Annotated in this window: 26 protein-coding genes; 8 read left to right on the top strand and 18 right to left on the bottom strand. The window is 73.0% G+C overall.

Features of this window, described 5'->3' with window-relative positions; genetic code table 11:
- Window positions 1-2 precede the first annotated feature (2 nt).
- The 7 genes from AOA12_RS02015 to AOA12_RS01985 form a co-directional block, all read right to left on the bottom strand.
- Window positions 3-1,982, bottom strand: a complete 1,980-nt coding sequence (locus tag AOA12_RS02015) for a cytochrome c oxidase assembly protein (protein WP_054679442.1) — start codon at window positions 1,980-1,982, stop codon at window positions 3-5.
- 436 nt (window positions 1,983-2,418) lie between these two features.
- Window positions 2,419-2,697: an HU family DNA-binding protein gene (locus AOA12_RS02010; RefSeq protein WP_054679439.1), complete on the bottom strand. Its 279-nt coding sequence runs from the start codon at window positions 2,695-2,697 to the stop codon at window positions 2,419-2,421.
- 279 nt (window positions 2,698-2,976) lie between these two features.
- Window positions 2,977-3,282: a 30S ribosomal protein S14 gene (gene rpsN / locus AOA12_RS02005; RefSeq protein WP_054679437.1), complete on the bottom strand. Its 306-nt coding sequence runs from the start codon at window positions 3,280-3,282 to the stop codon at window positions 2,977-2,979.
- A gap of 4 nt (window positions 3,283-3,286) precedes the next feature.
- A complete protein-coding gene (gene rpmG / locus AOA12_RS02000; protein WP_005051772.1) occupies window positions 3,287-3,457 on the bottom strand; it encodes a 50S ribosomal protein L33 in 171 nt (56 codons plus the stop codon).
- A complete protein-coding gene (gene rpmB / locus AOA12_RS01995; RefSeq protein WP_039402457.1) occupies window positions 3,457-3,693 on the bottom strand; it encodes a 50S ribosomal protein L28 in 237 nt (78 codons plus the stop codon). Before rpmB ends, rpmG begins: the two co-directional genes overlap by 1 nt.
- Window positions 3,694-3,837: 144 nt before the next feature.
- Complete coding sequence (locus tag AOA12_RS01990) at window positions 3,838-5,199, bottom strand: FAD-binding oxidoreductase (RefSeq protein WP_054679434.1); 1,362 nt, start codon at window positions 5,197-5,199, stop codon at window positions 3,838-3,840.
- A gap of 231 nt (window positions 5,200-5,430) precedes the next feature.
- The gene (locus AOA12_RS01985) at window positions 5,431-6,726 is read right to left on the bottom strand and encodes a glycosyltransferase (RefSeq protein WP_054679431.1); all 1,296 of its coding nucleotides are present in this window, start codon (window positions 6,724-6,726) and stop codon (window positions 5,431-5,433) included.
- A 72-nt stretch (window positions 6,727-6,798) separates the two neighbouring features.
- Here AOA12_RS01985 and AOA12_RS01980 point away from each other — a divergent pair, with 72 nt between their 5' ends.
- The 5 genes from AOA12_RS01980 to AOA12_RS01960 all read left to right on the top strand — a co-directional run bounded on the left by AOA12_RS01980 (window position 6,799) and on the right by AOA12_RS01960 (window position 10,075).
- Complete coding sequence (locus AOA12_RS01980) at window positions 6,799-7,422, top strand: TetR/AcrR family transcriptional regulator (RefSeq protein WP_054679428.1); 624 nt, start codon at window positions 6,799-6,801, stop codon at window positions 7,420-7,422.
- A gap of 81 nt (window positions 7,423-7,503) precedes the next feature.
- Window positions 7,504-7,734 (top strand): hypothetical protein, encoded by a 231-nt coding sequence (locus tag AOA12_RS01975; protein ID WP_054679425.1) that lies wholly within the window; start codon window positions 7,504-7,506, stop codon window positions 7,732-7,734.
- The gene (locus AOA12_RS01970) at window positions 7,731-8,030 is read left to right on the top strand and encodes a type II toxin-antitoxin system RelE/ParE family toxin (RefSeq protein ID WP_054679422.1); all 300 of its coding nucleotides are present in this window, start codon (window positions 7,731-7,733) and stop codon (window positions 8,028-8,030) included. The genes AOA12_RS01975 and AOA12_RS01970 overlap by 4 nt, the downstream gene beginning before the upstream one ends.
- A gap of 123 nt (window positions 8,031-8,153) precedes the next feature.
- Window positions 8,154-8,351, top strand: a complete 198-nt coding sequence (locus AOA12_RS01965) for a hypothetical protein (protein WP_156366359.1) — start codon at window positions 8,154-8,156, stop codon at window positions 8,349-8,351.
- Window positions 8,352-8,410: 59 nt separating this feature from the next.
- A complete protein-coding gene (locus AOA12_RS01960; RefSeq protein ID WP_054679415.1) occupies window positions 8,411-10,075 on the top strand; it encodes a GspE/PulE family protein in 1,665 nt (554 codons plus the stop codon).
- Between the two features lie 186 nt (window positions 10,076-10,261).
- On the opposite strand, the gene AOA12_RS01955 is transcribed toward AOA12_RS01960, so the two are convergent.
- From AOA12_RS01955 to AOA12_RS01905, 11 genes are all read right to left on the bottom strand, one after another.
- On the bottom strand, window positions 10,262-11,497 hold the full coding sequence (locus AOA12_RS01955) for a type II secretion system F family protein (protein WP_054679412.1): 1,236 nt from the start codon (window positions 11,495-11,497) through the stop codon (window positions 10,262-10,264).
- Between the two features lie 2 nt (window positions 11,498-11,499).
- Window positions 11,500-12,630: a type IV pilus twitching motility protein PilT gene (locus AOA12_RS01950; protein ID WP_082405860.1), complete on the bottom strand. Its 1,131-nt coding sequence runs from the start codon at window positions 12,628-12,630 to the stop codon at window positions 11,500-11,502.
- Window positions 12,627-13,241, bottom strand: a complete 615-nt coding sequence (locus AOA12_RS01945) for a hypothetical protein (RefSeq protein ID WP_054679409.1) — start codon at window positions 13,239-13,241, stop codon at window positions 12,627-12,629. The genes AOA12_RS01950 and AOA12_RS01945 overlap by 4 nt, the downstream gene beginning before the upstream one ends.
- Window positions 13,238-13,864 carry a hypothetical protein gene (locus AOA12_RS01940; RefSeq protein ID WP_054679406.1) on the bottom strand — a complete coding sequence of 209 codons (627 nt, stop codon included), beginning with the start codon at window positions 13,862-13,864 and terminating at the stop codon, window positions 13,238-13,240. Before AOA12_RS01940 ends, AOA12_RS01945 begins: the two co-directional genes overlap by 4 nt.
- Window positions 13,861-14,853 (bottom strand): pilus assembly protein PilM, encoded by a 993-nt coding sequence (gene pilM, locus AOA12_RS01935; RefSeq protein WP_054679402.1) that lies wholly within the window; start codon window positions 14,851-14,853, stop codon window positions 13,861-13,863. Before pilM ends, AOA12_RS01940 begins: the two co-directional genes overlap by 4 nt.
- 37 nt (window positions 14,854-14,890) lie before the next feature.
- Window positions 14,891-15,682, bottom strand: coding sequence for a prepilin peptidase (locus AOA12_RS01930; protein WP_054679399.1), 792 nt, complete (start codon window positions 15,680-15,682; stop codon window positions 14,891-14,893).
- A gap of 4 nt (window positions 15,683-15,686) precedes the next feature.
- The gene (locus AOA12_RS01925; RefSeq protein WP_054679396.1) at window positions 15,687-17,102 is read right to left on the bottom strand and encodes a hypothetical protein; all 1,416 of its coding nucleotides are present in this window, start codon (window positions 17,100-17,102) and stop codon (window positions 15,687-15,689) included.
- A gap of 62 nt (window positions 17,103-17,164) precedes the next feature.
- Complete coding sequence (locus tag AOA12_RS01920) at window positions 17,165-17,695, bottom strand: PulJ/GspJ family protein (RefSeq protein WP_082405859.1); 531 nt, start codon at window positions 17,693-17,695, stop codon at window positions 17,165-17,167.
- Complete coding sequence (locus tag AOA12_RS01915; protein ID WP_054679390.1) at window positions 17,692-18,090, bottom strand: type II secretion system protein; 399 nt, start codon at window positions 18,088-18,090, stop codon at window positions 17,692-17,694. The genes AOA12_RS01920 and AOA12_RS01915 overlap by 4 nt, the downstream gene beginning before the upstream one ends.
- Window positions 18,091-18,106: 16 nt before the next feature.
- Window positions 18,107-18,493 (bottom strand): type IV pilin protein, encoded by a 387-nt coding sequence (locus AOA12_RS01910; protein WP_054679388.1) that lies wholly within the window; start codon window positions 18,491-18,493, stop codon window positions 18,107-18,109.
- Between the two features lie 239 nt (window positions 18,494-18,732).
- A complete protein-coding gene (locus tag AOA12_RS01905) occupies window positions 18,733-19,302 on the bottom strand; it encodes a TetR/AcrR family transcriptional regulator (protein ID WP_054679384.1) in 570 nt (189 codons plus the stop codon).
- Between the two features lie 94 nt (window positions 19,303-19,396).
- On the opposite strand from AOA12_RS01905, the gene AOA12_RS01900 reads away from it, so the two are divergent.
- From AOA12_RS01900 to AOA12_RS01890, 3 genes are all read left to right on the top strand, one after another.
- Window positions 19,397-19,966: a dihydrofolate reductase family protein gene (locus AOA12_RS01900; RefSeq protein WP_054679381.1), complete on the top strand. Its 570-nt coding sequence runs from the start codon at window positions 19,397-19,399 to the stop codon at window positions 19,964-19,966.
- A 792-nt stretch (window positions 19,967-20,758) separates the two neighbouring features.
- Window positions 20,759-21,064, top strand: coding sequence for a hypothetical protein (locus tag AOA12_RS01895; RefSeq protein ID WP_054679378.1), 306 nt, complete (start codon window positions 20,759-20,761; stop codon window positions 21,062-21,064).
- A gap of 111 nt (window positions 21,065-21,175) precedes the next feature.
- Window positions 21,176-26,152, top strand: coding sequence for an SCO7613 C-terminal domain-containing membrane protein (locus AOA12_RS01890; protein WP_054679375.1), 4,977 nt, complete (start codon window positions 21,176-21,178; stop codon window positions 26,150-26,152).
- The last annotated feature ends 109 nt before the right edge of the window (window positions 26,153-26,261 follow it).

Here is a 26,261-nt window from a genome sequence, read left to right as displayed (position 1 = left end):
CCTCAGCGCCCCTGCTGGCGCGCGTCGCGCTCGGCGAGGGCCGCGAGCTTCGCGTTGTAGGCGACGAGCTCCTCGTCGCCCGTGCGGTCGGCGTGCCGGTCGGCGCGGCGGCTGGCCCGCTCGTCCGACCTGCTCCACTGGATCGCGACGGTGATGGCGAGGATGAGCGTGGGGATCTCGCCGATCGACCACGCGACGCCGCCGCCGATGTACTGGTCGTGCAGCGGATCGGGGCCCCACGTGCGCCCCATCGCGCCGAACCACTCGGCGACGAACAGGCCGTTCGCCATCATGATCGACATGCCGAAGAAGGCGTGCATCGCCATCACGGCGAGCAGCGTGATGAGCCGGCCCGGATACGGCAGTCGGTAGGGCACGGGGTCGATGCCGACGAGCGACTGCACGAACAGGTATCCCGAGATGAGGAAGTGCGCGACCATCCACTGGTGCCCCAGGTGGTCGTACATCGACCAGCGCAGCAGGTCGGAGTAGTAGAAGAGCCACAGCGAGCCGATGAACACGCCCGCCGCGACGAGCGGATGCGTGATGACGCGCGCCCACGGCGTGTGCACGGCCCACAGGATCCACTCGCGGCCCCCGCGCGTGCCGTCGGAGCGCTTGCGGATCGCCCGCGCCGCGAGCGTCACGGGGGCGCCGAACACGAGCGGCAGCGAGATCGCCATGGTCAGCAGCATGTGGCCGATCATGTGCACGCTGAACAGGTACTCCTGGTAGGCGTTGATCGGGCCGCTCGTGGTCCACGCGAGCAGCGCGATGCCGAACAGCCACAGGATCGTGCGGTGCAGCGGCCAGTGGTCGCCGCGGCGGCGCAGGCGGACCACGCCGACGACGTAGAAGAACGCGGCGAACCCGCAGGCGACGGCCCACAGCAGGTCGAGGTTCCACGCCGTGAGCCAGCGGTCGGGCGTGAACTCGGGCGGCAGGGGCGAGCCCGTGAGGATCTCGGCGGGGCTCAGCAGCGCGGGCAGGCGCGTGTCGCTCGGGGGGCGCGTGCGCGCGAGGGCGGCGGCGGCGCCGCTCGCGACGCCCATGATCGCGAGCTCGATCGCGACGAGCGACCAGAAGCGCCGGGATGCCGCATCCTCGCGCATCCGCGCGATGAGCCGCGTGCGGTACCAGGCGCCGAAGGCGCCGAGCGCGATGAGCGCGGCGACCTTCGTGAGCAGGATGGCGCCGTAGGGGCTCAGCAGGTCGCCCCACGAGGCGAGGCCGACGGCCGAGCGCGCGACGCCCGAGACGGCGACGACGACGTAGGCGGCGAGGGCGAGGCTCGAGTAGCGGGCGACGAGCTCGGCGAGGCGCGCGCGGGGAACGCCCGGTCGCAGCAGCACGAGCAGCAGCAGGCCGCCGAGCCAGACGGCCGCGCCCAGCAGGTGCAGGCTCAGTGCGGAGACCGCGATCGTGTGCCCGGTCTCCTCGCCGGAGTGGCCCTGCGTCGCCATGGGGATGAGGGTGACGAGCGCGAGCGCGGCGACGAGGAGCGTCGTCGTCCAGCCGCGCACGGCGAACGCGAGCACGGTGACGATCGCGCCGAGCACGGTCGTCAGCAGCCAGGCGAAGCCCACCTCGGTCGTGGTGAGGAACTGCCCCAGCTGCTCGCCGAAAAGCATGTCGGCGCTCGGCGTCGCGGGGATCACCGACAGGAAGGTGAGGTACGTGGTCGTGCCGGCCGCGATGGTGAACACGGCCGCGGCGATCGAGGCGGCATCCAGTGCCCGGGCGAAGATCTTGTCGTCGGGCTTCAGGGCGAACAGCGTGAGCACGAGCCCGCCCGCCATCAGCCCCGCCGACAGGTTGACCACGAGCTTCGCGGCGGGGAGCCCCCACCGCACGACCGCGCCGGGGTCGCCCTGGATCAGCGGTGCCGCGCCGCCGCCCACGACGAGCGCGGCGATGAGCGCGGCGAGTGCCGCCGCCACGAGTGTCGCCGGCCCGGCGAGACGGAGCGCGCGGTCGGTCACCCCTCCAGCCTACGCCCGGCGCGCGACAGCGCCCGCCGGGCGAGTACCCACGCGGACGCGACACACCCCGCCGGTCGAGTGCCCGCGCGCAGCGCGGGTGTATCGAGACCCGTGTAACGGACCAATACAAGGGTTTCGATACGCCGCCGCTCCGCGGCGGCTACTCAACCAGCGGGGTGCGCGCCTACCCACGTCGCCGTCGCCATTGCTCGACGGCAGCCCCGAACTGCGAGCCGGCGTTCCACCCACCACGAACGCGACACACCCCGCCGACCGAGTGCCCGCGCCCGGACGCGACACACCCCGCTGGTCGAGTGCCCGCGCGCAGCGCGGGTGTATCGAGACCCGTGTAACGGACCGCTACAACGTCCTCGATACGCCACCGCTCCGCGGCGGCCACTCGACCAGCGGGGTGTGTACCCGCGTTGCGGTCGCCTTACTTGACGGCGGCCTTGAGCTTCGAGCCGGCGGTCACCTTGACGCGCTTGCCCGCGGCGATCTTGATCTCCTCGCCGGTCTGGGGGTTGCGGCCGGTGCGGGCGGCGGTGTCGACCTGCTCGAACGAGATCCAGCCGGGGATCGAAACCTTCTCGCCCTTGGCGACGGCCTCGGAAACGGCGGCGAACAGGCCGTCGACGACACGCGTGACGGCAGCCTGGCTCTCGCCCGTGGCGCTCGCGATGCTGGCGACGAGTTCGGTCTTGGTGATGGCCATGTGTTTTCCTCCAGCGACGAGATTCTCGCCGCGTCGTGTTTCAGAGCGCGGGGCACGGATGCGGCCCGCCGGTCGATCGACCGGAACCGAGAGTATCAAGCACACCCCGCAGAACCCGCGTCATTTCGCGGATTTTCAGCGTTTTCCTGTGCGTGTCGCGCACCGCGTCGTCACACTGGCCACATCCGTCACACACTTCCCCCGACGCACACGACGCCCGCGAGACGACGAAGAGGGGGCGAGGTTCCGAAGAACCTCGCCCCCTCTTCGAAGCGGTGCTTACCAGCTCGACTTGGTCACGCCGGGCAGCTCGCCGCGGTGCGCCATGTCGCGGAAGCGCACGCGCGAGATGCCGAACTTCGACAGGTGGCCGCGGGGACGGCCGTCGATGGCGTCGCGGTTGCGCAGGCGCACCGGCGACGCGTCGCGCGGCAGCTTCTGCAGGCCGACGCGGGCGGCCTCGCGCTCCTCGTCGGTCGAGTTCGGGTCGACGAGGGCCTTCTTCAGCTCGAGACGCTTCTCGGCGTAGCGGGCGACGACCTCTTCGCGCTGCTTGTTGCGCGCGATCTTGCTCTTCTTGGCCATGAGATCAGCGCTCCTCTCGGAATTCGACGTGCTTGCGGATCACCGGGTCGTACTTCTTGAGCACGATGCGGTCGGGGTTGTTGCGGCGGTTCTTGCGCGTCACGTAGGTGTACCCCGTGCCGGCGGTCGAACGCAGCTTGATGATCGGACGAACGTCCTGAGCCTTCTTCGCCATCAGAGCTTCACACCCTTCGCGATCAGGTCCTTCACGACCGACTCGATGCCGCGGGCGTCGATGACCTTGATGCCCTTGGCCGACACGTTCAGCGTGACCTTACGGCCGAGCGACGGAACGAAATAGGTCTTCTTCTGCACGTTCGGGTCGAAGCGGCGCTTCGTCCGGCGGTGCGAGTGCGAGATGTTGTGACCGAAGCCGGGAACCGCTCCGGTCACCTGGCACACTGCTGCCATGGTGATGTCTCCTTCTGTACCGTGACGCCGGACGGCGCCACCCAAGATCCCTTGTCTGCACCCCGGGTCTCCCCGGGGCACGAACTACGCGCTGGAGTGCGCGCAGACAAAGAACAAGCCTAGCACAGCCTCGATCGAGCAGCCTCAGTCGAGCGGATGCGCGGTACGGATGACACCCTCGGGATCCCATGCGGCGACCACCTGCCGCACGCGCTCGAGCGACGGCCCGTAGAGCGATGCGGCGGATGCCGGACGCTCCGCGAACGTCTTGACGGTCCGCTCGCCCGCGAACGGCGCGACGGCCTCGAGCACGCCGTTCGCCGCGGCGCGCACGGCGTCGAGGGCCTCGGGCACGGGCACGATGCCGAGCGCGAAGAGCAGCCCCTCGCCCGCGATGCCCGAGACGGCACCGGCATCCGTCCGGCCGGGCGCGAGCGCGCCGCCGAGGTGACGCACCTCGATCGACAGGAGCGGTGCGGCCGACGGCGCGAGCGCGGCCTCGAGCAGCGCGTCGATCGCGGCCGTCGACAGCTCGCGCAGCAGCGCGGTGTCGCCGTAGGCGGGCACGGGCTGCGGCGGGTCGCCGTGCACCGCGGGCAGCTCGGCGGGCGACATCGGCCGCATCGTGTCGAGCTCGGGCGCGAGCGCGCGCAGGGGCCGCAGCAGCGCGTCGGCGGCCCCGGCATCCTCTTGGAACGCCGCCTCGACGGCGACGAAGGCGCGGCCGCGCAGCGGCTCGGGCAGCTCCGGCAGGGGCGGGTAGCGCAGCACGCGCACGAGCGAGGTCACCGACTCGGGCAGCTCGCACGCCCATGCGCGCCACGCGTGCGCGACCTCGGCGGCGCGCTCGATCGGCCACAGCAGACCGCCCGCGACGATCTCGGCGATCGGATGCAGCTGCAGCTCGATCGCGGTCACGACGACGGGCGCGACGCCGCCGCGTGCGGCCCAGAACAGCTCGGGATGCCGCGTCTCGTCGATCACGATCGATCGCGCGTGCGCGTCGACGGCCTCGATCGCGCGCACGCTCGCCGAGGCGAGCCCGTGCGATCGCGCGAGCCAGCCGAGCCCGCCGCCGAGCACGAGGCCGACGACGCCGACCGTCGGGGCCATGCCCGACACGGCCGCGAGCCCGTGCCCGGCCGCCGCGGCGGCGACGTCGGCCGAGATCGCGCCGGCGCCAACGCGGGCGACGCGCGCCACGGGGTCGATCGACACGGCGTTCAGCCTCGTCGTGCGCAGCAGGATCGTGTCTCGCAGCGCACCGAGGGCGCCGGCCGCGTGACCCGTGCCCTGCGGCGCGACGTGCAGCCCGAGCGAGCGCGCGGCGCGCACGGTCTCGACGACGTCGCGCTCGTCCGCGGCGACGACGACGGCGGCCGGATGCTGGTCGGCGAGCAGCATCCACGCGCGGCGCGCGTCGTCCCAGCCGTCGTCGGCGGGCAGCACCAGCTCGCCGCGCAGGCGCGAGCGCAGGGCGAGCAGATGCTCGTGCGAAGTGTCCATGGGTCCTCGTTCTCTATATGTCTATCTATCTAGGTAGGTATTCGGTCAGTGCCCACCCCACACCCCCGCGAGGGTGCCAGTTGTCTCGCCGAGGGTGCCCTCAATCCCCGCGAGGGTGCTTTCGATCCTCGCGAGGGTGCTTTCGAAAGCACCCTCGTGAAACCAACCAGCACCCTCGCGAGAACAACTGGCACCCCCGCGCAAACAACCAGCACCCTCGCGGGGCCGGGGTCAGTGCACGCGGCGGCCGGCGAGGTCGCGCACGACGTCGTCGAGGCCGCGCGCGCCGGGCGCCGCGGCGATCGCCGCGCCGATGCGGCGAGCGCGGGTGCGGAACGAGGGCTCGTCGAGCACGCGATGCACGGCGGCGGCGATCGCCCGCTGCTCGATGCGTCCCGAGCGCGATGCGAGCCGCAGCCCGGCGCCGCTCCAGGCGACGCGCGCCGACACCTCGGCCTTGTCCTCGGTGTCGCCTGCGGCGACGATCGGCACGCCGTGCGTGAGCGAGAAGTGCACGCCGCCGTATCCGCCGTTCGTGACGAAGGCCGCGAGGCGCGGGAACAGCCGGTCGTACGGCAGGTAGGGCGCGATCCGCGCGTTGGAGGGGAGGGCGAGAGGGGGGATCTCCCGCCCTCCCGTGGATGCCACGACGAGCACGTCGTGGCCGTCGAGGGCCCGCATCGTGGGCAGCACGAGCCCCTCGAGGTCGCCGTTGGCGACGGTGCCCTGCGTCACGTGCACGACGGGGCGCCCGCTGTCGAGGTCGCCCCACCAGTCGGGCAGGACGACATCGGATGCCGGCGACGACGACACCGGCCCCACGAAGTGCACCGGCACGGCGAGGTCGCTGCGCGGGTACTCGAACTCGGGCACCGTGAACTGCACGACCGCGTCGGCGATGGCGGGGTAGTTCATGACGAACGTCGCGAGCGGGCGGCCCGTGGCCTCCAGCGCCATCGCGGCGGCGGCCCGGTGCAGTTCGCCGAAGACGAACCGCTCGGCGCTCCAGCCGAGCACGGCGTTGCGCAGCCGGCCGAACGGCCCGCGCAGCGGAGGGATGCCGAAGCCGAACGGCGCCGTGTCGCGGCTGCGCAGCCCGAGCGGCACGATGCCGAGGCTCACGACGGGCGGGCGCTCGGCGGCGGGGCGGCACAGCAGCAGCATGGCGCCGAGGAACAGCGCCTCGGCGAGCACGACGTCGGCGGGCTGCTGCGCGAGCAGCGCGTCGACCGCGCGGAGCTGGCTCGGGGCGGGGGCGAGGAAGATGTGCTGCAGGTCCCAGCTCGCGCCGTCGGCACCCGTGCGTCCGACGCGGCCGGGGAACGCGGCATCCACGTCACGGTCGTCGTAGTCGGCGTCCGCGGGCAGGGGCGTCCAGCGGGCGCCCGTGGCCTCGACCGCCTCGCGGTAGCGGATGCCGGTGAGGAAGCGCACGTCGTGTCCCGCCGCCACGAGCGCCCGCGCGACGGAGAGCAGCGGTGTGACGTGGCCGTGCACGGGGGTGCTGCACAGGAGCAACGAGAGCATGGCGGTCAGCCTTTCCACATGTAGGATGTTGAAAACACCTTTGAAGTATTCACTACCCTATGAGGAAAGTCAATGTCCCGTTACGTCTCGCCCCTCCGCGAAGCCCAGGCGGCCCAGACGCGGCTGCGCATCCTCGACGCGGCCGTCGCCGTCTTCGGCGCGCGCGGCTACTCCGGCACGTCGCTCGCGCAGATCGCGAAGGAGGCCGGCGTCTCGCTCGAGACCGTCAAGCAGAACGGGCCGAAGGCCGCCCTGCTGCTCTCGGCCTTCGGCCACGCCTTCTCCGGCGCCGACGACGACCGGCCCCTGCACGAGCGCCCAGTGCTCGACGAGGTGCTGGCGCTGCCCGACGACGCGTTCATGACCGCGTGGATCGCGTTCGTCGCCGACGGCAACGCGCGCGTCGCCCGACTCTGGCCGCGCCTGCTCGACGCCGCGCTCGGCGACGCCGACGTGGGTGCCCGGCTGGAGGCGCTGCAGGCCAACCGGCGCGCGGACATGTCGGCGCTCATCGCCCAGCTGCGCACGCGCGGCCTGTGCCGCAGCCCGCGGGACGACGCCGAGCTGGCCGCCGCCATCTCCTTCCTCATCTCCCCCGAGGGGTACGCGCAGCTCGTGCTGGAGAGCGGCCTCGACCACGACGCCTACCGCCGATGGGTCCTCCACGCCGTCGAGCGCGTCGTGCTGAGCGCGTGACCGACCGGAGGATGCCGCCGTGCGCGGCCGATCGCGCACCGTCTCCTGCCCGATGTCGGGATGGGCGGGTATCCTGGGCGCATGGTTGACCACGATCTGCTGGAGCGGGTGCTGCGGCTCGATGCGGAAGCACGCCGCGAGCTCCGTGACGCGATCGACCAGTCGCTGCCCGCCGAGGTGGCTCCGCGGCTCGCCGCACTGCTGGATGCCCGGATCGCCGAGGCTGACGCTCACCCGGGGGATGCCGTCCCGTGGGAGGTCGTACGGGATCGCGCGCGAACGAAGGTCGCCACGGCGAAGAAGACCGCGTGACCTTCCGGCTGGTCTTCACCCGGAGCGCACACGAGGAGTACGACCGCGCCATCGACTGGTATCTCGCCGAGGCGCCGCACGAGGTCGAGCGATTCATCGCAACGTTCGACACGACCGTCGAGGCGATCCGAGAACGCCCCCTCCTGCCGCGGTTCGTCTACCGGGAGCTTCGGAACATGAAGACCGAGGTGTTCCCCTACCACCTTTGGTATCGGGTGTTCGAGGACGTCGGCCTGATCGAGGTGGTCGCCGTCCTCCACGGCGCCCAGGACTGGTCACATCTCGAGCGACGCTGACGCCTCGCCGTCGAGCGCGTCGCTCCGAGCATCTGGGCGGCCGACGGATGCCGCAGCCGCGGCACGGGCCGCGTGATTGACCCGAGGACGTCCCCGGTGAGAGGCTGACTCCGGGGGAATGACATGAGCGCACGGATCATGGCGATCACGGTCGCGCTGGCGACGACATCCGTGCCGTCGATCGCGCACGCCGAGGCGGATGCCGGCACCGGCGAGGCCGGCACGGATCCCCTCGCCGAACACCGCTTCGCCCCCGGCTTCTTCGCCGCGCTGCACCGGCTTCTCGCGGCCGCGGCGGCCCTCGCCGGCCGCACGGGCTGACGGACGGCGCGGAGACCACCCGCCCATAGACTGAGAAAGCTGCGCGCGAAAGGACCGTCGTGAGGAACATCGTCGACACCCTGGTCTCCCTCGGCGTTCTGACGGACGATGAGGCCGGTGCGACGGCACCGCACCTCAGCGACCGCGACGCCCTCGACGCGCTGCTCGCGAGCCAGCGCATCACCGAGGAGCAGGCGGCGCACGCGACCGCCGTGCACACGGGGCATCCGCACATCGACCTGATGAAGGCCGTCATCGATCCCGACGCGGTGGCCCTCGTGCCGGGCGCGCTGTGCCGCCGGCACCGCCTCGTGCCCGTGCGCCGCGAGCGGAACCGGCTGGTCGTCGCGATGATCGACCCCACCGACCTGCGCGCGATCGACGACGTGGCGAGCCTCACGGGCCTCGTCGTCGCCCCCGAGATCACCACGCCGACGGCGCTGCGCTTCGCGTTCGCGCGGCACGTGCGCTCCGACGAGGAGATCAGCGAGCTCTCGTCGACGATGGGCGAGGCCGCCGACATCGCGGGGCTCGCGGCGGCCGACGGCCTCGAGGGCGACGACGCCGGCGCCCCCGTCGTGCGCTTCGTGAACCTGCTGATCTCGCAGGCGATCACCGACCGCGCGAGCGACATCCACGTCGAGCCCGGCGAGCGCGACCTCACGGTGCGGTACCGCATCGACGGCGTGCTGCACGAGATGCAGCGGGCGGATCGCTCGATCCAGGACGGCGTGATCTCGCGCCTCAAGATCATGGCGTCCATCGACATCGCCGACCGGCGCCGGCCGCAGGACGGCCGCATGTCGGTGCCGCACGAGGGCCGCACGGTCGACCTGCGCGTGGCGACCCTGCCGACCGTGTGGGGCGAGAAGATCACCATGCGCATCCTCGACACGTCGGGTCAGCGCATCGGGCTCGACGAGCTGGAGCTGTCGGTGCAGAGCCGCGCGCGGCTCGAGGAGGCGATCGCACGGCCGTACGGCATGGTGCTGGCGACCGGACCGACCGGTTCGGGCAAGTCGACGACCCTGTACGCCGCGCTCGACGCGATCGCCCGCCCCGAGGTGAGCGTCGTGACCGTCGAGGACCCCGTGGAGTACCGCGTCGCGGGCATCAACCAGGTGCAGGTCAATCCGCGGGCGGGCCTGACGTTCGCGTCGGCGCTGCGGTCGATCCTGCGCATCGACCCCGACATCATCCTCGTCGGCGAGATCCGCGACCACGAGACCGCGATCACCTCGATCGAGGCGGCGCTCACAGGCCACCTCGTGTTCTCGACGCTGCACACCAACGACGCGCCGAGCGCCCTCACGCGACTGATCGAGATCGGCGCGGAGCCCTACCTCGTCGGCTCCGCGCTCACGGCGGTCGTGGGCCAGCGGCTCACCCGCCGGCTGTGCACGGCGTGCCGCGAGCCGCTGCCCGACCGCGACGAGGTGCTCGCGGGCGTCGGCTTCCCGACCGGCCTGTGGACCGAGCCGACGGTGTTCCGCCCCGTGGGATGCCCGTCGTGCGCGGGCACCGGTTACCGCGGCCGCCTCGCGCTGCACGAGGTCATGCCGGTGACCGAGCAGATCGAGCACGAGGCGCTGCGCGGCGTGCCCAGCTCGGTGCTGCGCCAGCGCGCGCTCGACGAGGGCATGATCCCGCTGCGCACCGACGGCTGGCACAAGGTCGCCGCGGGCCTCACCTCCGTCGAAGAGGTCCTCCGCGTCACGGTGTGAGGTCCGGTGCCGGCTCCTCACGCCCACCCACCGTGCACCGTGCACCGTGCACCGTGCACCGTGCACCGTGCACCGTGCAGGACTTTTCACCGCGGCATCCCCTCCCGCCGCTCGACACGCCCGGGGTGCGCGATACGTCCTGCATCGCGCACCGACCGGCGCCGCACCGACCGGCGCCCGCCCTACCTACCCCGCCTGGTTCAGCTGGCCGTAGATGCCGAAGATCGGCATGTACAGGGCGATGACCATGCCGCCGATGAGCACGCCGAGGATCACGATGAGCGCCGGCTCGATGACCGAGGTGAGCTGCTCGGTCTGGCTCTTCGCCTCGGCCTCGTAGAACTCCGCGACCGACTCCAGCATCTCGGCGAGCGTGCCCGACTCCTCGCCGACCGCCACCATCTGCGACACCATGGGCGGAAAGATCCCGGATGCCGCGAGGGGCGCCGCGAACGACTTCCCCGCCCGCACGGAGTCGCGCACGGCGCGCAGCGCGTCGTCGATCGCGACGTTGTCGGCGGCCTTGCTCACCGTCTCCAGCGCGCCGAGCAGCGGCACGCCGGCCGAGATCATCATCGACAGGTTGCGGGCGAACCGTGCGACGGCGATCTTCGTCAGCAGCGGGCCGACGAGCGGCAGTCTGAGCGTGAGCGGGTCGACGATGCGGCGCACGCGCGGCGCGTGCCGGTTGGCGACCCACCACGCGCCGCCGACCACGACGAGCGCGATGAGCAGCGGCAGGATCCACACCATGTTGTTCGACAGCACGACGAGGATGCGGGTGGGCAGCGGCAGCTCGCCGCCGAGCGAGGCGAACATGCCCTCGAACACGGGCACGACGAACGTGACCATCGCGATCACGGCGAGCAGCGCGACGGCGAGCACGACCATCGGGTACGTCGTCGCGGCGCGCACCTTGTCGCGCAGCTCGGCGTCGGCCTGGTACAGGGTCGCCGCCGACGCGAGCGACTGGTCGAAGAAGCCGCCGGTCTCGCCCACGCGCACGAGGCTCACGAGCAGCGGCGGAAAGGCGTGGTCGTGCTTCGCCATCGCGGCCGAGAACGCGGCGCCGGCCTCGACGTCGGCGCGCACGGCCTCGAGCGCCTGGCGCAGCGTCTTGTCGCTCGTCTGCTCGATGAGGATGCCGAGCACGCGCATGAGCGGAAGCCCCGCGCCGACGAGGCTCGACGCCTGCCGCGCGAACAGCGCCAGCGCCGACGACGGCACGCGGCGCTGCCGGCCGAGCTTGATCTCGCGGCGCAGCCCCGTCTTGGGCACGGCGCGCACCTCGATGGGGACGAGCCCCTGCTGACGGATGCGGCCGACGACGGCCGCCTCGCTCGCGGCATCCATCGTGCCTTTGACGATCTGCCCCGAGCCGGGCGTCGCGGCACGGTAGGAGTAGCTCTCGGTGGTGGCCATGCTCATGCTCCCCAGCGGGTCTGCGGGCGGCGGGTCCAGGTCTCGGCGTTGAGGTCGCTGTCGACGACGCGCACGTCGTCGAGCGCCTTCGGGTCGGTGACGAAGCTGCGGGCGACGCCGTACTCGACCTCGCCGGCGGCGATGAGGGTGCGCAGGCTCTGGTCCATCGTGTGCATGCCCGCGTCGGACCCCGCGTACAGCACGGAGTAGAGCTGCTGCACCTGGCCCTCGCGGATGAGGTTCGAGATCGCGTGCGTCTGGATGAGCACCTCGGTCGCGAGCACGCGCCCGCGTCCCGTGGCGCGCGGGATGAGCCGCTGGCTGATGACGCCGCGCAGCGTGTCGGCGAGCTGCGCGCGCACCTGCTGCTGACGGTCGGCCGAGAACACGTCGACGATGCGGTTTATGGTGCTCGCGGCGCTCTGCGTGTGCAGGGTCGCGAGCACGAGCTGCCCGGTCTCGGCGGCTGACAGCGCGACCGTGATCGACTCGATGTCGCGCAGCTCGCCGAGCAGGATGACGTCGGGGTCCTGCCGCAGCACGTAGCGCAGCGCGTCGGCGAACGACGCGGTGTCGGCGCCGATCTCGCGCTGGTGGATGAGGGAGTTGCGGCTCGTGTGCAGGTACTCGACGGGGTCTTCGATCGTGATGACGTGGGCCGCGCGCTCGTTGTTGATGATGTCGACCATCGCCGTCAGCGTGGCCGACTTGCCCGAGCCGGTGGGGCCCGTGATCAGCACGAGCCCGCTCGGCCGCAGCGCCAGGTCGCGCGCGATCTCGGGGATGCGGTACTGCTCGAGCGTCGGCGCGGTCGCGGGGATGAGGCGGAACGCCGCCGCGACGCCCGTGCGCTGCAGGTAGGCGTTCACGCGGAACCGCACGCCGCCCGCGATGGCGTACGAGAAGTCGACCTCGCTCGTCTCCTCGAAGTGACCGCGGTGCCGGCGGCTCATCGTGCCGAGCACGGCCTCGCCCACCCAGTCCGCGTCGAGCTCGTCCTCGTATCCGTCCAGGGCGGTGAGCGCCCCGTCGATGCGCACGACGGGCGGAAGGCCCGCCGTGAGGTGGATGTCGGAGGCGCGCCGTTCGACGGCCGCCTGCAGCAGCTCGTCGAGCTCGGGCGGCCTGCTCATCCCGCCACCCCGGTGACGTCGACGAACACCAGGAAGGTGACGATCATGCCGAGGCCGTTGTCGCCCGAGATCTCCTCGGCGAGCACCGAGGTGACGGCCGCCAGGCGCGGACCGGAGCGCAGGGTGTCGAGGAAGACGCCGAACCCGCCCGCGCCCGGTCCCTCGACGCGCGTCGTCACCTGGATCTGTCGCTGGGCGGGCAGGTCGCCGCCGGATGCCGCGGCCTGCGCGCCCGCGGCATCCACGACCTCTTGCGTGCGCTCGACGAACGGCAGGGCGTCGCTGAACTGCACGCTCTTCACGGCGACGCCGGCGACCTCGGCGGCGGTGACGATGCGCTCGATCACCTGGTCGCGTTCGGGCGCGTCGGGGATCTGCGCGCGCAGGGCCGCGACCTCCTCCGCGAGCTCGGCCATGCGCTGGCTCTCGCGGTCGAGCAGGTCGAGCTGCGTCTGCTGCAGGCCGTTGGTCGCGACGATCTGGTCGGCCTGCGCCTGCGTCGACACCGATCTCAGATACAGCGGCAGCGCGACGAGCACGCCGATGATCAGGATGGCGATGACGCCGACGGCGCCGATGAGCGTGATGCCGCGGTGGGTCAGCCGGTTCATCGTGCCTCCCCTGCGAAGGCGCCCGTGTACACCGTCTGGTCGTACTCGATCGTGAGCGCGGCCCGGAACGTGCCGTCGCCACGGTCCTCCATGCTGCGCGCGTCGACGCTGCGCACGCCCTCGGCGCCGCGCACGGCCCGCGCGACCGACACGAGGTCGATCGACCGCGGGGCGCGCAGCTCGATGGTGCCCGACTGGCCCGCGGCATCCTGCGGCGCGACGCCGTCGGCGGGCGTCGCGCCCGCCGTGAGCGAGAAGCCGCTGATGCTCGTGTCCTCGGGCAGCACCGCGCCGATGCGCTGGACGACCGTGCCCCAGGCCGTGTCGGAGCCCATCGCGGCGACGCGCATCGCGCTGAGCGCGTCGCGGATGCCGAGGGCGCCGCTCACGTCGTGGTACTGCTGCAGCCCCTCGGAGAGCTTGCCGGTGAGCGCCTGCTCCTCGTCGAGGCGCTGGTCGGCGACGTGCGACAGGTACCAGGCGCCGCCGACGAGGCCGATCGACAGCACGGTCGCGGCGATCGCGAGCGTCGACCACAGCCGCACCGCGCGGGCGCGCTTGCGCCGGTCGCGCTCGGAGCGCGGGATGAGGTTGACGCGGAAGACGGTCTTGCGGGCGCTCATGCGTCGGCTCCGATCGTGAGCGAGATCGGCCCGATCAGCTGCTGCAGCAGCACGGGGTCGACCGTGCGCGCCTTGCCGCGCAGACGCACGGCCCACATCGGGTCGAGCGGCTGCACGGGGATGTCGAGCGCGTCGCGCAGCGCCGCCTCGGTGATCGCGTTGGTCGCGCCGGCGCCGCTCAGCAGGGCGCCCGTGATCGGGGGCAGGCCCCGCGCCCCGTAGTACTGCAGCGTGCTGCGCAGGCGGGCGCCGAGGTCTTCGGCGGCGTCGCGCTGCTCGCGCTCGACGTCGGCGCGCTGGCTCTCGCGGCGGCGGTCGAGCCGCCCGCCGGTCTGCTCGGGCGCCTCCGCCGACTGCGGCGCCGTGAGCGCGATGGTCGCCGGCAGCATGCGCACGAAGATCGGCACGCCGTGCGAGACGAGCGTGATCGCGGTCGTGTTGCCGCCGACGTGCACCATGAGCACGGTGTCGTCGGGCGTGAGCCTGCCCGCGAGACGCACGAGGCCGAAGGGCAGCAGGTCGACGCTCTGGGCGTGCAGCCGCGCCGCGCTCAGCGCGCCGAGCAGGGCGTCGACCGAGGGGGCGTTGGCGGCCACGAGCAGGCCCGTCGTGCCCTCGTCGGTGACCTCGGTGGCCACGAAGTCGAGCGCCGCCTGATCGGGCGACACGGGCAGCAGCTCGCCGACCTCGTAGGGCAGCGACTCGGCGATGAGCTCGGGGTGGGTGAGCTCGGTCGAGAACTCGCGCACGAGCACGCGCCAGCTGTTGATGCCGAGCACGACCCGGCGGCTGGAGAAGCCGGCCTTGCCCCACAGCTCGCGCAGCGCGTCGGCCACGACGCCCGCGTCGATCACCTCGGAGTCGTGCGCCGCGCCCACGGGCAGCTCGACCTGACCATGCTTGACGAGGGCCGGACGGTCGCCGAGGGTCACCTCGGCTGCGCGCACCGCGGTCTGGGTGATCTCCAGGCCTATTGCGCTCTTCGCCACAGCGCCACCTCCCTTCCGAAGTCTAGACGTCGCATTCTCAGCCCTCCCACAGGCGTCGGTAGGCGTCCCAGAGCTGCTCGCCGGCGACCACGCCGGTCCATGCTCCGAGGATCATCCACGGTCCGAAGGCGATGGCGCCGCGCCGCCGCGCGAGCAGCGCGTAGAGCGCCGCCCACACGAACGCGGCGAAGGAGCCGACCGCGAGCGCGCCCCATCCCGCGTACCCGAGGTAGAGGCCGAGCAGCACCGCGAGCTTCACGTCTCCCCCGCCCATGCCGTCGGGACGGACGAGCCGGATGACGAGGTAGCCGCCGCCGAGGATCGCGGCGCCGGCCGCCGCCTGCAGCAGCCGGCCCGGGGTCCCGGCCACGAGCGCGGCGACGGTGAGCAGCATGGCGCCGATCGCGATCGACGGCAGCACGATGACGTCGGGGAGCCGGCCCGTGTCGAGGTCGACGAGCGTGAGCACGATCGAGACGGCGGCGAGGAAACCGAGGGCGATCGCGGTCGGCAGCCACGCGGCCCCGGCATCCGGCTCCTGCGGGAGCAGCCACAGCGCCAGCAACGCGAACGCGAGGGCGCCGAGCACCTCCACGACGACGGTGCGGACCGGGATGCCGGTGCCGCAGTGCGCGCACCGGCCGCGCAGCACGAGCCACGAGACGACCGGCACGTTCTCGTGCGGGCGCAGCGGTGCGTCGCACGCGTCGCAGCGGCTCTCGCGCAGCAGCGACACGCCCGTCGCCGTGCGCACGGCCGTCGCCTGGGCGAACGAGCCGAACGCAGCACCGAGGAGCGTGGCGATCGCCACGAAGAGACCGTGGAGCATCCGGCTAGCGCTCCGTCTGCCGCACGAGGGCGCCGGGGGCGCTCGCTCCGCCGGTGCCGCCCGTGCCGCCGGACGAGCCCGCGTCGGAGAGATCGCAGACGAGGTCGAAGAGCCCGGGGATCGTGAAGCGGGCGCACGTGCGCGTCGCGAGGATGTTCCACGAGCCGGAGGTCGGCGCGATGATCTGTCCCTTGAATCCGCTCAGGATGTTGACGCCGCCCGCCCCTGACACCGTGACGCCGCAGGGGCTGTAGACGAGCGTCTCCGGCCACCCGCCCCAGCCTCCCGAGGCCGTGAGCGTGATGCCGGTGCGGCCTTCGCAGCGCGGCGCCGGGTTCTCGGGATCGGCGCTCGTGTTCGTCTGCACGACGTAGAGCTTTCCGCCGCCGCCCGAGAGCCATCCCGAGGCGAAACGGAACCCGTTGTTCACGAGCAGCACGACGTCGCGCTTCACCGTGACGCTGGTGCTCGACAGGAACGCCGGGCTCAGGTCGATCTGGTCGATGCACGCCGACGTGTCGATCACGATCTTCCCGCCGGATCCGTTCAGAAGATCGACGATCTGGCCCCTGACCGCCGGCGAGTTGCAGGTGGCCGCGGGCAGCGTCAGCTCCGTCGTGAAGCCGGGCCACGCCGTCGCCTCGTTGAGGTCGAACCACTGGGTGCGCTCGAGCAGCTCCTCGGCCGGCGGGTCGAAGGGGCCGTTCGACTTCGATGCCGAGAAGACCAGGAACGAGATGCTTCCGCCCGCGACGATCCGGCCGCTGACCGTCCCGACACCGGTGACGTCGCCCGAGACGTAGAGGTCGCCGCTGAGACTGCAGAAGCCGAGGATCCTCGCGTTGCCGTTGAGCACGTACACGTCGCCGTCGAAGTGGTTCAGCAGGGGCAGCGCCAGATCGCAGTTGAAGTCGCCCGAGCGGATGACGAGATCGCCCTCGTAGAACGCGCTGGCCAGCACCGTGAAGCCGGATCCCCCGCCCACCGACCCGCCGAGCCGGGTCACCTCGCGCTCGACCTTCCACTCGTACACGGCATCGACCGTGACGGACTGCCGGTCGGCGGTGCCCTCGGAGCTGATCACGACGTGCGTCGTCGAGGCGTCCGGGCAGCGCTCCACGAGACCGACGGTGCTGGAGGGCAGGCCGCCGCCCGCGGGCACGCTGACGGGAAACACGCGCGCGGTGAACGTGGGCTCCGTGCCCGTCAGCGTCGTGACCGCGCACCCGCCCGAGGTCAGCGCGCCGAGCATCGCGTCGCGCCCCGACTCGGCCGCGACGAGGGCCCGCACGCGACCGGCCTCCGCCTGCGTCGACTGCATCGAGAACATCGCCGCGACGCCCACGAGCGACACCACCACGAAGCCCACGACCATCACGACCACGACCGCGACCAGCGCCGCGCCGTCCTCGCGCCCCAACGTGCGCCCCCTGCACCCCCGCTGGTTGAGTAGCCCGCGCAGCGGGCGTATCGAAACCCGTCTCACCAGCATGGCGCTCCTCCCGGCTCCAGTGCGGTCACGCGTGCCGACACCGTGCCCTCCAGCACGACCGCCGCGCCCGTCTCCTTCGCGCTCCCGCGGAAGTCGAGCGTGTAGTCCACCGACGTGCCGCTCAGCGCGAACACCGTCTCGGTCGGCCCGCCGTAGAACACCGGCCAGCTCGACACCGCGGGCAGCGCGCCGCTGCCCTGGGCGAAGCGCAGCACGCCGTCGGCGTCGCTGAACCCCTGGCACCTGCGTTCGTCGGCGTAGGCCGTCCTCACCCTCAGCGTCGTCCCGTCGCTGTGGATCGCGACGGCGCCGCGCACGGCCCGTTCGAGCATGTTCGCCGCCGTGCTGCCGCGCGTCGTGGCCTCGGTCACCGCCGTCGCGGTCGACTGGCCGTTCCAGATGCCCATCAGCATCGCGGCCATGCCCGCCCCCACCACGGCGATGAGCGCCACGGCGATGACGAGCTCGATGAGCGACATCCCTCGCTCATCGTTCGCGGTCTCACGGAGTCTGCGGATCATGGCACGAAGACGAGGGCGCGGTCGGAGTGGATGTTCGTGCCGTCGGCATCCGTCACCGCGACGTCGAGCCAGAAGGTGGCGCCCCGCCCGTCGGCGCACGCGGGGTCGGCCATGCCCGAGAGGCTCAGCCTCGCCCCCCGGCCGTCGACGAGGTCGCGCGCCGCGACGGCGCTCGCGAGTCCCGCACACGTCGGCGTCGCCCGCGCCTCCTCGATCGCGCCGTTCACCGCGCGGATCGCGGTGGCGCGGGACGACTGCTGCCCGGCGATCTCGAGCCCCATCATGAGTGCCGGCAGGATCGCGATCGCGAGGAATCCGAGCAGCACGACGGCGACCACGACTTCGATGAGGGTGAAGCCGCCGTCGCGGTCGTCCGGTGCGCTGGCGTGAGTCAAACGATGGCGGGCCGGGTCAGCAGCCGGGGCCGGCCTTCTGCTGTGTCGCAGAGCCGCCGGTGTAGGTCACAACAACGCACACGGCATCGATAGTCGTCGGGGTAGCACCGTCAAAGGCGATGCTCGTGATGTTCTTGTTCGCGGGGTCTTTCACAGGCAACGTTGCCGGCTGACCGGCAGCAAGATCAGCAGAAGCCTGCGTTGCGCCCGACGAAGCCGTCGCCTTCGCCGCATTGTCCTGCGCGGACTGCTGGATGTTCGTGAACACCGGGATCGCGATCGCCACCAGGATCCCCAGGATCGCGACGACCACGATGAGCTCGATGAGCGAGAAGCCTCGGTCGCCCGACGCGGCGCGCCGCGCGCGCAGGTCGGCGGATCGTCGGAGCAGCTGTGCAAGCATGGATGTATCCCCCTGAGTGTGAGGTGGTTCGACTTCGTCGCCGACGTTCACCTGCCAGCGAATCCCAAGGCGGCGGTGAACCAACACTCAGCTTGGGTCTTCCGCCGCGCCGTTGTCAACTTCCCACAGGGCATCGGGCGCGCATGCCTCCTTCTTTGTCGCTTTTGCTGTCGCCACTGTCGTCAACGAGGTCGTTCCGGGGGGGCGATGCACCGCTTCCCCCGGACCGACGCGACCGGTCAGCTCCGCAGGATGCGGGCGACGAGGGCGTCGACAGCGGCGGCCGGATCGGTGTCGGGCGCGATGGGCACGGTGAGCTGGTCGAGCACGAGGCCGTCCATCGCGTAGTGCAGCAGCACGATCTCCTCACGACCGCCGGGGAGTCCGGCATCCAGGGTGAAGTCGACGTCTCCCGCGAGCCCGCCGCGCTGCCAGGCGCTCACCGCTTCGGCCACGGCCGGGCGGCGCGCCGCCTCGAGGCGCAGCTCGAACAGCGCGAGGGTCGCGTCGCGGTCCCCGAGCAGGCGGTGCAGGATGTCGCGCACGTACGCCGCGTACGCCTCGCGATCGGGCTCGCGCTCGGCGAGCGCGGCGTGCACCGCCGGGTCGGGTGCGAGCCGTTCGCCGATGCGGCCGATGATCGCGTCGACGATCGCGTCGCGCGTCGCGAAGTAGTTGGATGCCGTGCCCCGTGGCACGCCCGCCTCCGCGTCGACGGCGCGGTGGGTGAGACCGCGCGCGCCCTCCGCGGCGAGCACGCGCACGGCCGCGTCGGCGAGCTGAGTGCGCCTCGTGTCGTTGCGGGCCATCACGGCATCCTATCGCTTTCACGACATCTGTCGTGGTAGCCTCCATCCACAACATCTGTCGTGATTATCGACCGATCCCGAAGGGAGCGCCACCATGCGCGAGCTCGTCTACTACATCGGCGTCAGCATCGACGGCTTCATCGCCGCGCCCGACGGCACGGCCGACGCCTTTCCGTTCGAGGGCGACCACGTGCCCCTGCTCACGGGCGAGTTCGCCGACGCCCTCCCCGCGCACGTGCTGGCCGCGATCGGCGCGACACCGCCCCGCACCCGGTTCGACGCCGTCATCATGGGCTGGAACACCTACGCCGTCGCGCACGACGCGGGCATCGACAGTCCCTACGCGCACCTCGACCAGTACGTCGCATCGCGCACGCGCACGACGGCACCGGATGCCGTGACCCTGACCGCAGACCCCGTCGCGACCGTGCGGGAGCTGAAGGCGCATTCCGGTCTCGGCATCTACCTGTGCGGGGGCGGCGAGCTGGCATCCGTGCTCGCCGACGAGATCGACCGCATCATCGTCAAGCGCTATCCCGTGCTGTTCGGCGGCGGCATCCCGATGCTGCGCGCCGAGGCCTACCGCCCCGCGTCGTTCACGCTGGAGCAGACCCGCACGTTCGCCTCCGGCGTCACCGTGCAGGAATACGCCCGACGCGCATGACGCCGCCCACCGGCCGTCCCCCGCCGGCCGAGCAGCACCCACTCACACCCCCGCTGGTTGAGTAGCGCGCGCCAGCGCGCGTATCGAAACCCATCTAACGGACCGTTACAAGGGTCTCGATACACTCGCGGCTCCGCCGCGAGCACTCGACCAGCGGAGTGAGAGGCGGGCCCTCGGCCGGCAAGGACAGGCACCCCTCACACCCACACACCCACACACACCCGCTGGTTGAGTAGCGCGCGCAGCGCGCGTATCGAAACCCACCCCACGGACCGTTACAAGGGTCTCGATACACTCGCGGCTCCGCCGCGAGCACTCGACCAGCGGAGTGAGAGGCGAGCCCTCGGCCAGCAGAGCAAGCACCCCCACACCCCCACACACCCCCGCCGGTTGAGTAGCGCGCGCAAGCGCGCGTATCGAAACCCACCCCACGGCCCGCTACACGGGTCTCGATACACTCGCGGCTCCGCCGCGAGCACTCGACCAGCGGAGTGAGAGGCGAGCCCTCGGCCAGCAGAGCAAGCACCCCCACCACACCCACACACACCCGCTGGTTGAGTAGCGCGCGCCAGCGCGCGTATCGAAACCCATCTAACGGCCCGCTACAAGGGTCTCGATGCACTCGACCAGCGGGGTGAGACCGGCGGAGGGGCGTCGCTGCCCCAGAGTGCCGTTCTCGTCCCCAACCGGGGAATCTCGCGAGTTGTCCACCGATGCGCTCGCACGGGCGCCCACGGTCCGCCGCACCTGGCATTCTCGGTCGCACCGAGCGACAATGAAGGAGTGGACCTCATGAGCGATCCTCAGATCTGGACCCTGATCGCGGTGTTCAGCACGGTCATGATCGGCGGGCTCACCCTGTCGACGACCCTCATCAACCGGGCGATGAGCGCACAGATCGGCGGTCTCCGGGGCGAGATGAACGCACAGATCACCGGACTGCGGGGCGAGATGAACGCACGCTTCGAGGCCGTGGATGCGCGTTTCGACGCCGTGCACAGTCGCTTCGACGCGGTCGACGTGCGCATCGAGCATCTCGACCGAGACGTCACCGCTCTGACGAAGCGCGCCTGGGGCGACTCGTTCCCCGAGCGGTAGAGCATCGCGCCGCCGGCCGGTCCGGTTGTCCACAGGCGCCGGATTCTTTCCCCGCGCGGCATATCCGCAATGCGACCATGAGAGCTCGCGACAAAGGAACGAGGTCTCGCCGTGGGCTCCCACCGTGACGAACGCTGGCCGCTGTCGCCGAGCGTGCTCGCCGACCGCACCCGTTGCCCCGACTGCTTCACCCTGATCTCGGCCCCCGTCTGCCCCCGCTGCGGGTTCGTGCTCACCGATCCACGCGCCGCGCGCCTGCTCGAGCTGGGCACCGCGATCGCGGAAGCCGATCGGCAGCGCCGCATCCTTCTCAATGAGATCCGGCTCGATCCGCTGCCGGCGCCGGCGACATTCGAAGGCGTGGCCGCGCCCGTCGCTCGCCCCGAGGCCGCGGCTCCCTTGGTCGATCCCACCGCGTCCGCCCCCGAGGCGGTCATGTCCGAGACCGCCACGCCCGCGCCCGACATGGCGGCACCGTCACCTCAACCGGTCCCGACGCCGGGCGCCGCCGAGCCCGCGCAGGGGCGCACTCCGGCATCCGATGTGCCTCCTCCCGCCCTGCCGGTGCACTCCTCCACCGCACTGACGCCTTCACCCGCCGCGCCGTCACCGACGCCCACCGCCCCGTCCCCGACATCCCCCGCCCCGGCATCCGCAGCACCCGCGTCCGCACCGTCCGCACCGCCGCGCCGCCGCCTCACGGTGCCCGTACTGCTGCTCATCGTGGGCGTCAGCCTCGTCGGCATCGCGGCGATCTTCTTCCTCACGCTCGCGTGGTTCGTCGCCGACGTCCTCGTGCGCGCGCTCATCATCGCGGGCGTCACGGCCGCCGTCATCGCGGCCGCGTCGCTCCTCCGTCGCCGTCGCCTCACCGCGACAGCCGAGGGCGTCGCCGCTCTCGGCGTGCTGCTGCTCGGTCTCGACGCGTGGGGCGTGCGCGCGAACGACCTGCTCGGCGCGGGCGCAACGGATGCCGCCGTCTACACGGGCGTCGCGGTGCTCGCCGTCGGTGCCCTGTGCCGGGCCTGGGCGCTGGCATCGTCGCTGCGCGTGCCCGATCTCGCGGCCGTCGTCGCCGTGCCCGCGGGACTCGGCTTCCTCGTCGCGGGCATCGCCGACCTTCCCGCGCCCGGTGGCCTCGTCGCGGGACTGCTGGGCGCGTCGGCGGGCGGGCTCGCGCACGCGCTGCCGCGTCCGTGGTCGAGCGCCCGGTCACGCACGGATGCCGTGCCCGAGCGCACCGCCCTCGCGGTCGCGGGCGTCGTCGCGGTCGCGCTGTCCGCCGTGCTCACCCCGTTCAGCTCGCCCGGGTCGCTGCTGTGGCTCGCGCTCGCCGTCGTCGTGCTCGCGGTCGCGCACGCCGTGGCCGCGCGGCGCGACCGCGCCGACCTGCCGTGGGCGGGCGCGCTGGCGCACACGGCATCCGTCGTCGGCGTCGTGACCGCCGCGACGCTCGGCTGGCAGCTGAGCGGCGTCTCGCCGAGCCCCGTCGTGGCCTTCCTCGTCGCGCCCGTGCTCGCGGTGGCGGTGCCCGTGGCCGTCGACCGCTTCGCCCGTCGCCGCGACGCGTTCGCCCCGGCGCGCATCGCGGGCGCCCTGGTGGGGGTCGTGAGCGTCGCCGCCGTGGTGCTCCGCGACGTCGGCGCGGCGCTGCCGCTGATCGCGCACCGCTGGGTGCCGTGGCGGATGGACGCGTTCGCCGGCACGCCCGTGCGGCACCAGGAGCTCGCGCTGATCGCGGCGGTGCTGTGCGCCGCGCTGCTCTTCGCCGCCCCGTCGCTGGGCCGCCGGCTGCTGCGCGACGCACGCCCCGTCGCCGCCGCGCTGCTGCTGCTCGCCGCGGCGACGCGCACGGGGGTGATGGCCGCGATCACCGGCACCGCGATCGCCGTGGTCGTCGCGGGTCTCGTGCTGCTCGCGCTGCGCACCCGGGCGGCCGGCTCGCCGGCGCGTCCGACGGCCACCGGCGCGGGCGTCACGATCGCCCTCGGCGCGGTCGTCGCATGCACCGCGGGCGCCGCGACGCCGTGGCTGTGGTTCACGGCGGTCGCCGTGACGGTCGCCGCTCCCGTCGCCGCGCGGGTCATCTCCTCCCCGACCGGACCGGTCGCCGTGCTGCTCACGCTGGCCCCCGTCGCGGTCGCGGCGATCGCGGCGGCGATCGCGCCGCAGCCGATCGCCGTGCTCGCCGACGCGATGCCGCCCGGCCCCTCCGCCGCGATCGCGCTCGTGCAGTGGGTCGCCGCCCTGACGCTGCTCGCCGCGGTCGTGCTGCGGCTCGACACTCCATCGCGGTCGGCGCTGGCCCTCGCGGGCGGCGGGCTCGCGCTCGTCACGATCGGCGCGGGCCTGCCAGCTCTGCTCGGCGCGGAGCCGGATGCCGCCCGCGCCGCGCTCGTCGATCCCGCGCCCGCCGCGGTCGTCCGCGCCGTCGCGCTGCTCGGCCTGGTCGCCCTCCTCGCGCTCTCGCGCACGCGGGTCACACTCTCGCACACGCGGTTCACCGCAGCGGCGGCCCTGCTCGCGGCGCTCACGACCGCACCGGCCGCGGCGTGGGCGGCGCGCACCGTGCTCGTCGGCACCGGCGCGCTCGACCCGGCGGTCGCACCGCTGACGGCGATGATCGCGGCCGTCGCCGTGAGCATCGGCGCCGCGGTGCTCACGCTGCGCTCCGGCGAAGCCGCGCGCCGCGGGCTCGCGGACGCGGGGGCGGCGCTCGTCGTGGCATCCGTCGTGTGGGCGGTTCCGACGGCGGACGCCTGGATGGCGCTGCTCGCGCTCACCGCCGGGTTCGCCGCCGCGGCGACGACGCGCGGGTGGGCGGCCCCGGCATCCGTCCGTCTCGCCGGCGTGCCGACGGCGCCGATCGGCGGCGTGCCGTGGCGCCGCGCGCCGCGCCGCCTGCTCGTGTGGCCCGCGATCGGCGCCGCGACCCAGGCGCTGTGGGTGCGGCTCGCGACGACCGATGCGCCGCTGGAGGCGTTCACGGTGCCGCCCGCGCTCGCCCTGCTCGTGCTCGCGGCGACGGCCGTATGGCTGCGCCGGCACCCCGAGGCGACCGTCGCGACGAGCCTCGCGTTCGCGATCGGGCTGATCGTGCCCGCGCTGGAGAGCTGGGACGGGTCGCCCGCGCGCGGAACCGTCGTCGCGGCCGTCGCGGCCGTGCTCTGCCTCGCCCTCACGTGCACGCCCGCGCACCGCGTCGTCGGACCCGCGTGGGCCGGCGCCGCGGTCGCGCTCGTCGCCCTGGGCGCCGTCGTCGTGCCGCGCGCGGCGGACGGCGAGACCCCGCTGTGGCTCCTGCTGCTCGTCGCGGTCGCGTTCGCCGCGGGGCTCGGCGCGACGAGGACGGATGCCGTGAGCCTGCACGTCTTCGCGTTCGTCGCGCCGCCCGCGGCGCTGCTGTGGTCCCTCGCCGGCCTGTCGCCGCACGCCGGGTCGCTGACGACGATCGTCGTCGCGCTCACGATCGCCGCGGCGCTGCACCTGGCCTCCGCATGGCAGAACGTGGCGCCGTTCGCCGTGCCGACGCGGGCGAGTGCCGTCGTGGCGCTCGCCGTGATCGCGGGGCTCGGGCTCGGCTCGGACGCGCTGCCCGTCCTGGAGGCCGCGACGCTGCCCGTGGCGGTCGTCGTGCTGGCCGGCGCCGCTCTCGCCCTGTGGCGCGCAACGGCCTCGACGCGAGCCGTGGATGCCGGCGTGCCGCCGGACAGCGCCGCCCGACCGGCATCCGGTGCCCGCGCCCTCGCGATCGAACGCGTCGTCTGGATCTCCGGCGTCGTGCTCGCCGTCGCGCCGAGCGTGCTCGCGCCCGCGAGTCCCGCGCGCTGGTGGACCGTGATCGTCCTGTCGCTGCTGGCGGCGGGCGTCGCGGCATCCGTCTCCCGCTCGGTCGCGAGCGTCGCCGGGCTCGTCGTGCCGACGACGCTCGTGCTCGCGGGGGCGGGAATCGCGATGGGCGCCCGTGCGCTGCTGAGCGACGCCGACGGCGGCGGCCTCGCCGCGTTCGTCGCGGGCACCGGCGCCGTGGCGGTCGCCGCCGTGCGGGTGTGGCGCGAACCACGGCCCACGCCCGTGCCGCCCGCACTCGCGGCGGTCGGCGGCGGACTCGTCTTCGTGACGACCCTCGTTCCGGCGCTCTCCTCCTCCGGCGAGGTGACGGTGCTGCGCACGGTCGCGACCGCCGTGCTCGCGGCCGCGGGCGCCCTCGGCGGCGCGACGCTGCTCGGCGCGGGACGCTGGGCGGGGCTGGGCGGCGTGGTCGCGATCGGCGGCACGGTCACGGCGGGCACGGCCCTCGGCATCCGCTTCGCCCTCGGCCGCGGCGGGCTCGAGGCCGATCTGTGCGCCCTCGCGGTGCTCGTGATCGTCGCCGCGGTCGGCGCGCTCGCGCTGCGGCGCACGCGCGTGCCCCTCGTGGATGCCGTGGTCGGCGGCGCGTTCGCGGCGACGATCGTGCTCTTCGCGGTCGCGGAGCTGACGCTGCTGCGGGCGGCGGGGCACGAGTGGCGCGCCCTGCTGGTGACGTCGGCGCTCGTGGCGATGGGCGTGCTCGGGCAGGCCTTCGCGGTCCGCGTCGGGCGCGCCGTGTCGATCGCGGCGCTCGTCGCGCTCGTGCTGTTCGGCGGGGCGGCGCTGCTGCTCGGCGCGATCCCGGCGATCGAGACGCTCACCGTTCCGGTGGCGGCGGGGCTGCTCGTGCTCGGCATCCGCGCGATGAGCGATCCCGAGGTGCGCACGTGGCCCGCGCTCGGCCCCGGTCTCGCCGTGCTGACGCTGCCGTCGCTCGCGTACGATCTGGGCGGCAACGCGCTCTGGCGGGTCGTGGCGCTCGGCGTTGCGGCGCTCGCGCTCGTCGTGCTGGGCGCGATGCGCCGGCTGCAGGCGCCGCTCGTGCTCGGCTCGGTCGTGCTGCTCGTGCACGGCGTCGCGCAGCTGTGGCCGTGGATCGCCGCGACGTATGTCGCCGTGCCGTGGTGGCTGTGGCTCGGCATCGGCGGCGTGCTGCTCATCCTGCTCGCCGCCCGCTACGAGCGGCAGATGCGCGCCCTCCGCACCGCGTTCACCGCCGTCGCCGCGCTGCGGTGAGGCCGCCCGGGCGGCGCGGTGCACCGTGCAGGACAGATTCGCGATCCCGGGCGTGTCGCCCGGCGCTCAGCCCGCTCCGCCCAGAATCTCCTGCACGGCGCACGGCGCA

Source organism: Microbacterium sp. No. 7 (genome assembly GCF_001314225.1).
Classification (GTDB): Bacteria; Actinomycetota; Actinomycetes; order Actinomycetales; family Microbacteriaceae; genus Microbacterium.
This window is presented reverse-complemented; position numbering and strand designations above follow the sequence as displayed.

Bases quoted from the DNA above. Each gene is read 5' to 3' on its own strand.
- AOA12_RS01920 (WP_082405859.1), bottom strand. From the start codon at position 17,695: ATGATCCGCAGACTCCGTGAGACCGCGAACGATGAGCGAGGGATGTCG.
- AOA12_RS01955 (WP_054679412.1), bottom strand. From the start codon at position 11,497: ATGGCCACCACCGAGAGCTACTCCTACCGTGCCGCGACGCCCGGCTCG.
- rpmG (WP_005051772.1), bottom strand. From the start codon at position 3,457: ATGGCGAAGAAGGCTCAGGACGTTCGTCCGATCATCAAGCTGCGTTCG.
- AOA12_RS01975 (WP_054679425.1), top strand. From the start codon at position 7,504: ATGGTTGACCACGATCTGCTGGAGCGGGTGCTGCGGCTCGATGCGGAA.
- AOA12_RS01905 (WP_054679384.1), bottom strand. From the start codon at position 19,302: ATGGCCCGCAACGACACGAGGCGCACTCAGCTCGCCGACGCGGCCGTG.
- AOA12_RS01910 (WP_054679388.1), bottom strand. From the start codon at position 18,493: ATGCTTGCACAGCTGCTCCGACGATCCGCCGACCTGCGCGCGCGGCGC.
- AOA12_RS02010 (WP_054679439.1), bottom strand. From the start codon at position 2,697: ATGGCCATCACCAAGACCGAACTCGTCGCCAGCATCGCGAGCGCCACG.
- AOA12_RS01940 (WP_054679406.1), bottom strand. From the start codon at position 13,864: ATGAGCGCCCGCAAGACCGTCTTCCGCGTCAACCTCATCCCGCGCTCC.
- AOA12_RS01895 (WP_054679378.1), top strand. From the start codon at position 20,759: ATGAGCGATCCTCAGATCTGGACCCTGATCGCGGTGTTCAGCACGGTC.
- AOA12_RS01930 (WP_054679399.1), bottom strand. From the start codon at position 15,682: ATGCTCCACGGTCTCTTCGTGGCGATCGCCACGCTCCTCGGTGCTGCG.
- rpsN (WP_054679437.1), bottom strand. From the start codon at position 3,282: ATGGCCAAGAAGAGCAAGATCGCGCGCAACAAGCAGCGCGAAGAGGTC.
- rpmB (WP_039402457.1), bottom strand. From the start codon at position 3,693: ATGGCAGCAGTGTGCCAGGTGACCGGAGCGGTTCCCGGCTTCGGTCAC.
- AOA12_RS01990 (WP_054679434.1), bottom strand. From the start codon at position 5,199: ATGGACACTTCGCACGAGCATCTGCTCGCCCTGCGCTCGCGCCTGCGC.
- AOA12_RS01980 (WP_054679428.1), top strand. From the start codon at position 6,799: ATGTCCCGTTACGTCTCGCCCCTCCGCGAAGCCCAGGCGGCCCAGACG.
- AOA12_RS01950 (WP_082405860.1), bottom strand. From the start codon at position 12,630: ATGAGCAGGCCGCCCGAGCTCGACGAGCTGCTGCAGGCGGCCGTCGAA.
- AOA12_RS01965 (WP_156366359.1), top strand. From the start codon at position 8,154: ATGAGCGCACGGATCATGGCGATCACGGTCGCGCTGGCGACGACATCC.
- AOA12_RS01900 (WP_054679381.1), top strand. From the start codon at position 19,397: ATGCGCGAGCTCGTCTACTACATCGGCGTCAGCATCGACGGCTTCATC.
- AOA12_RS01945 (WP_054679409.1), bottom strand. From the start codon at position 13,241: ATGAACCGGCTGACCCACCGCGGCATCACGCTCATCGGCGCCGTCGGC.
- AOA12_RS01985 (WP_054679431.1), bottom strand. From the start codon at position 6,726: ATGCTCTCGTTGCTCCTGTGCAGCACCCCCGTGCACGGCCACGTCACA.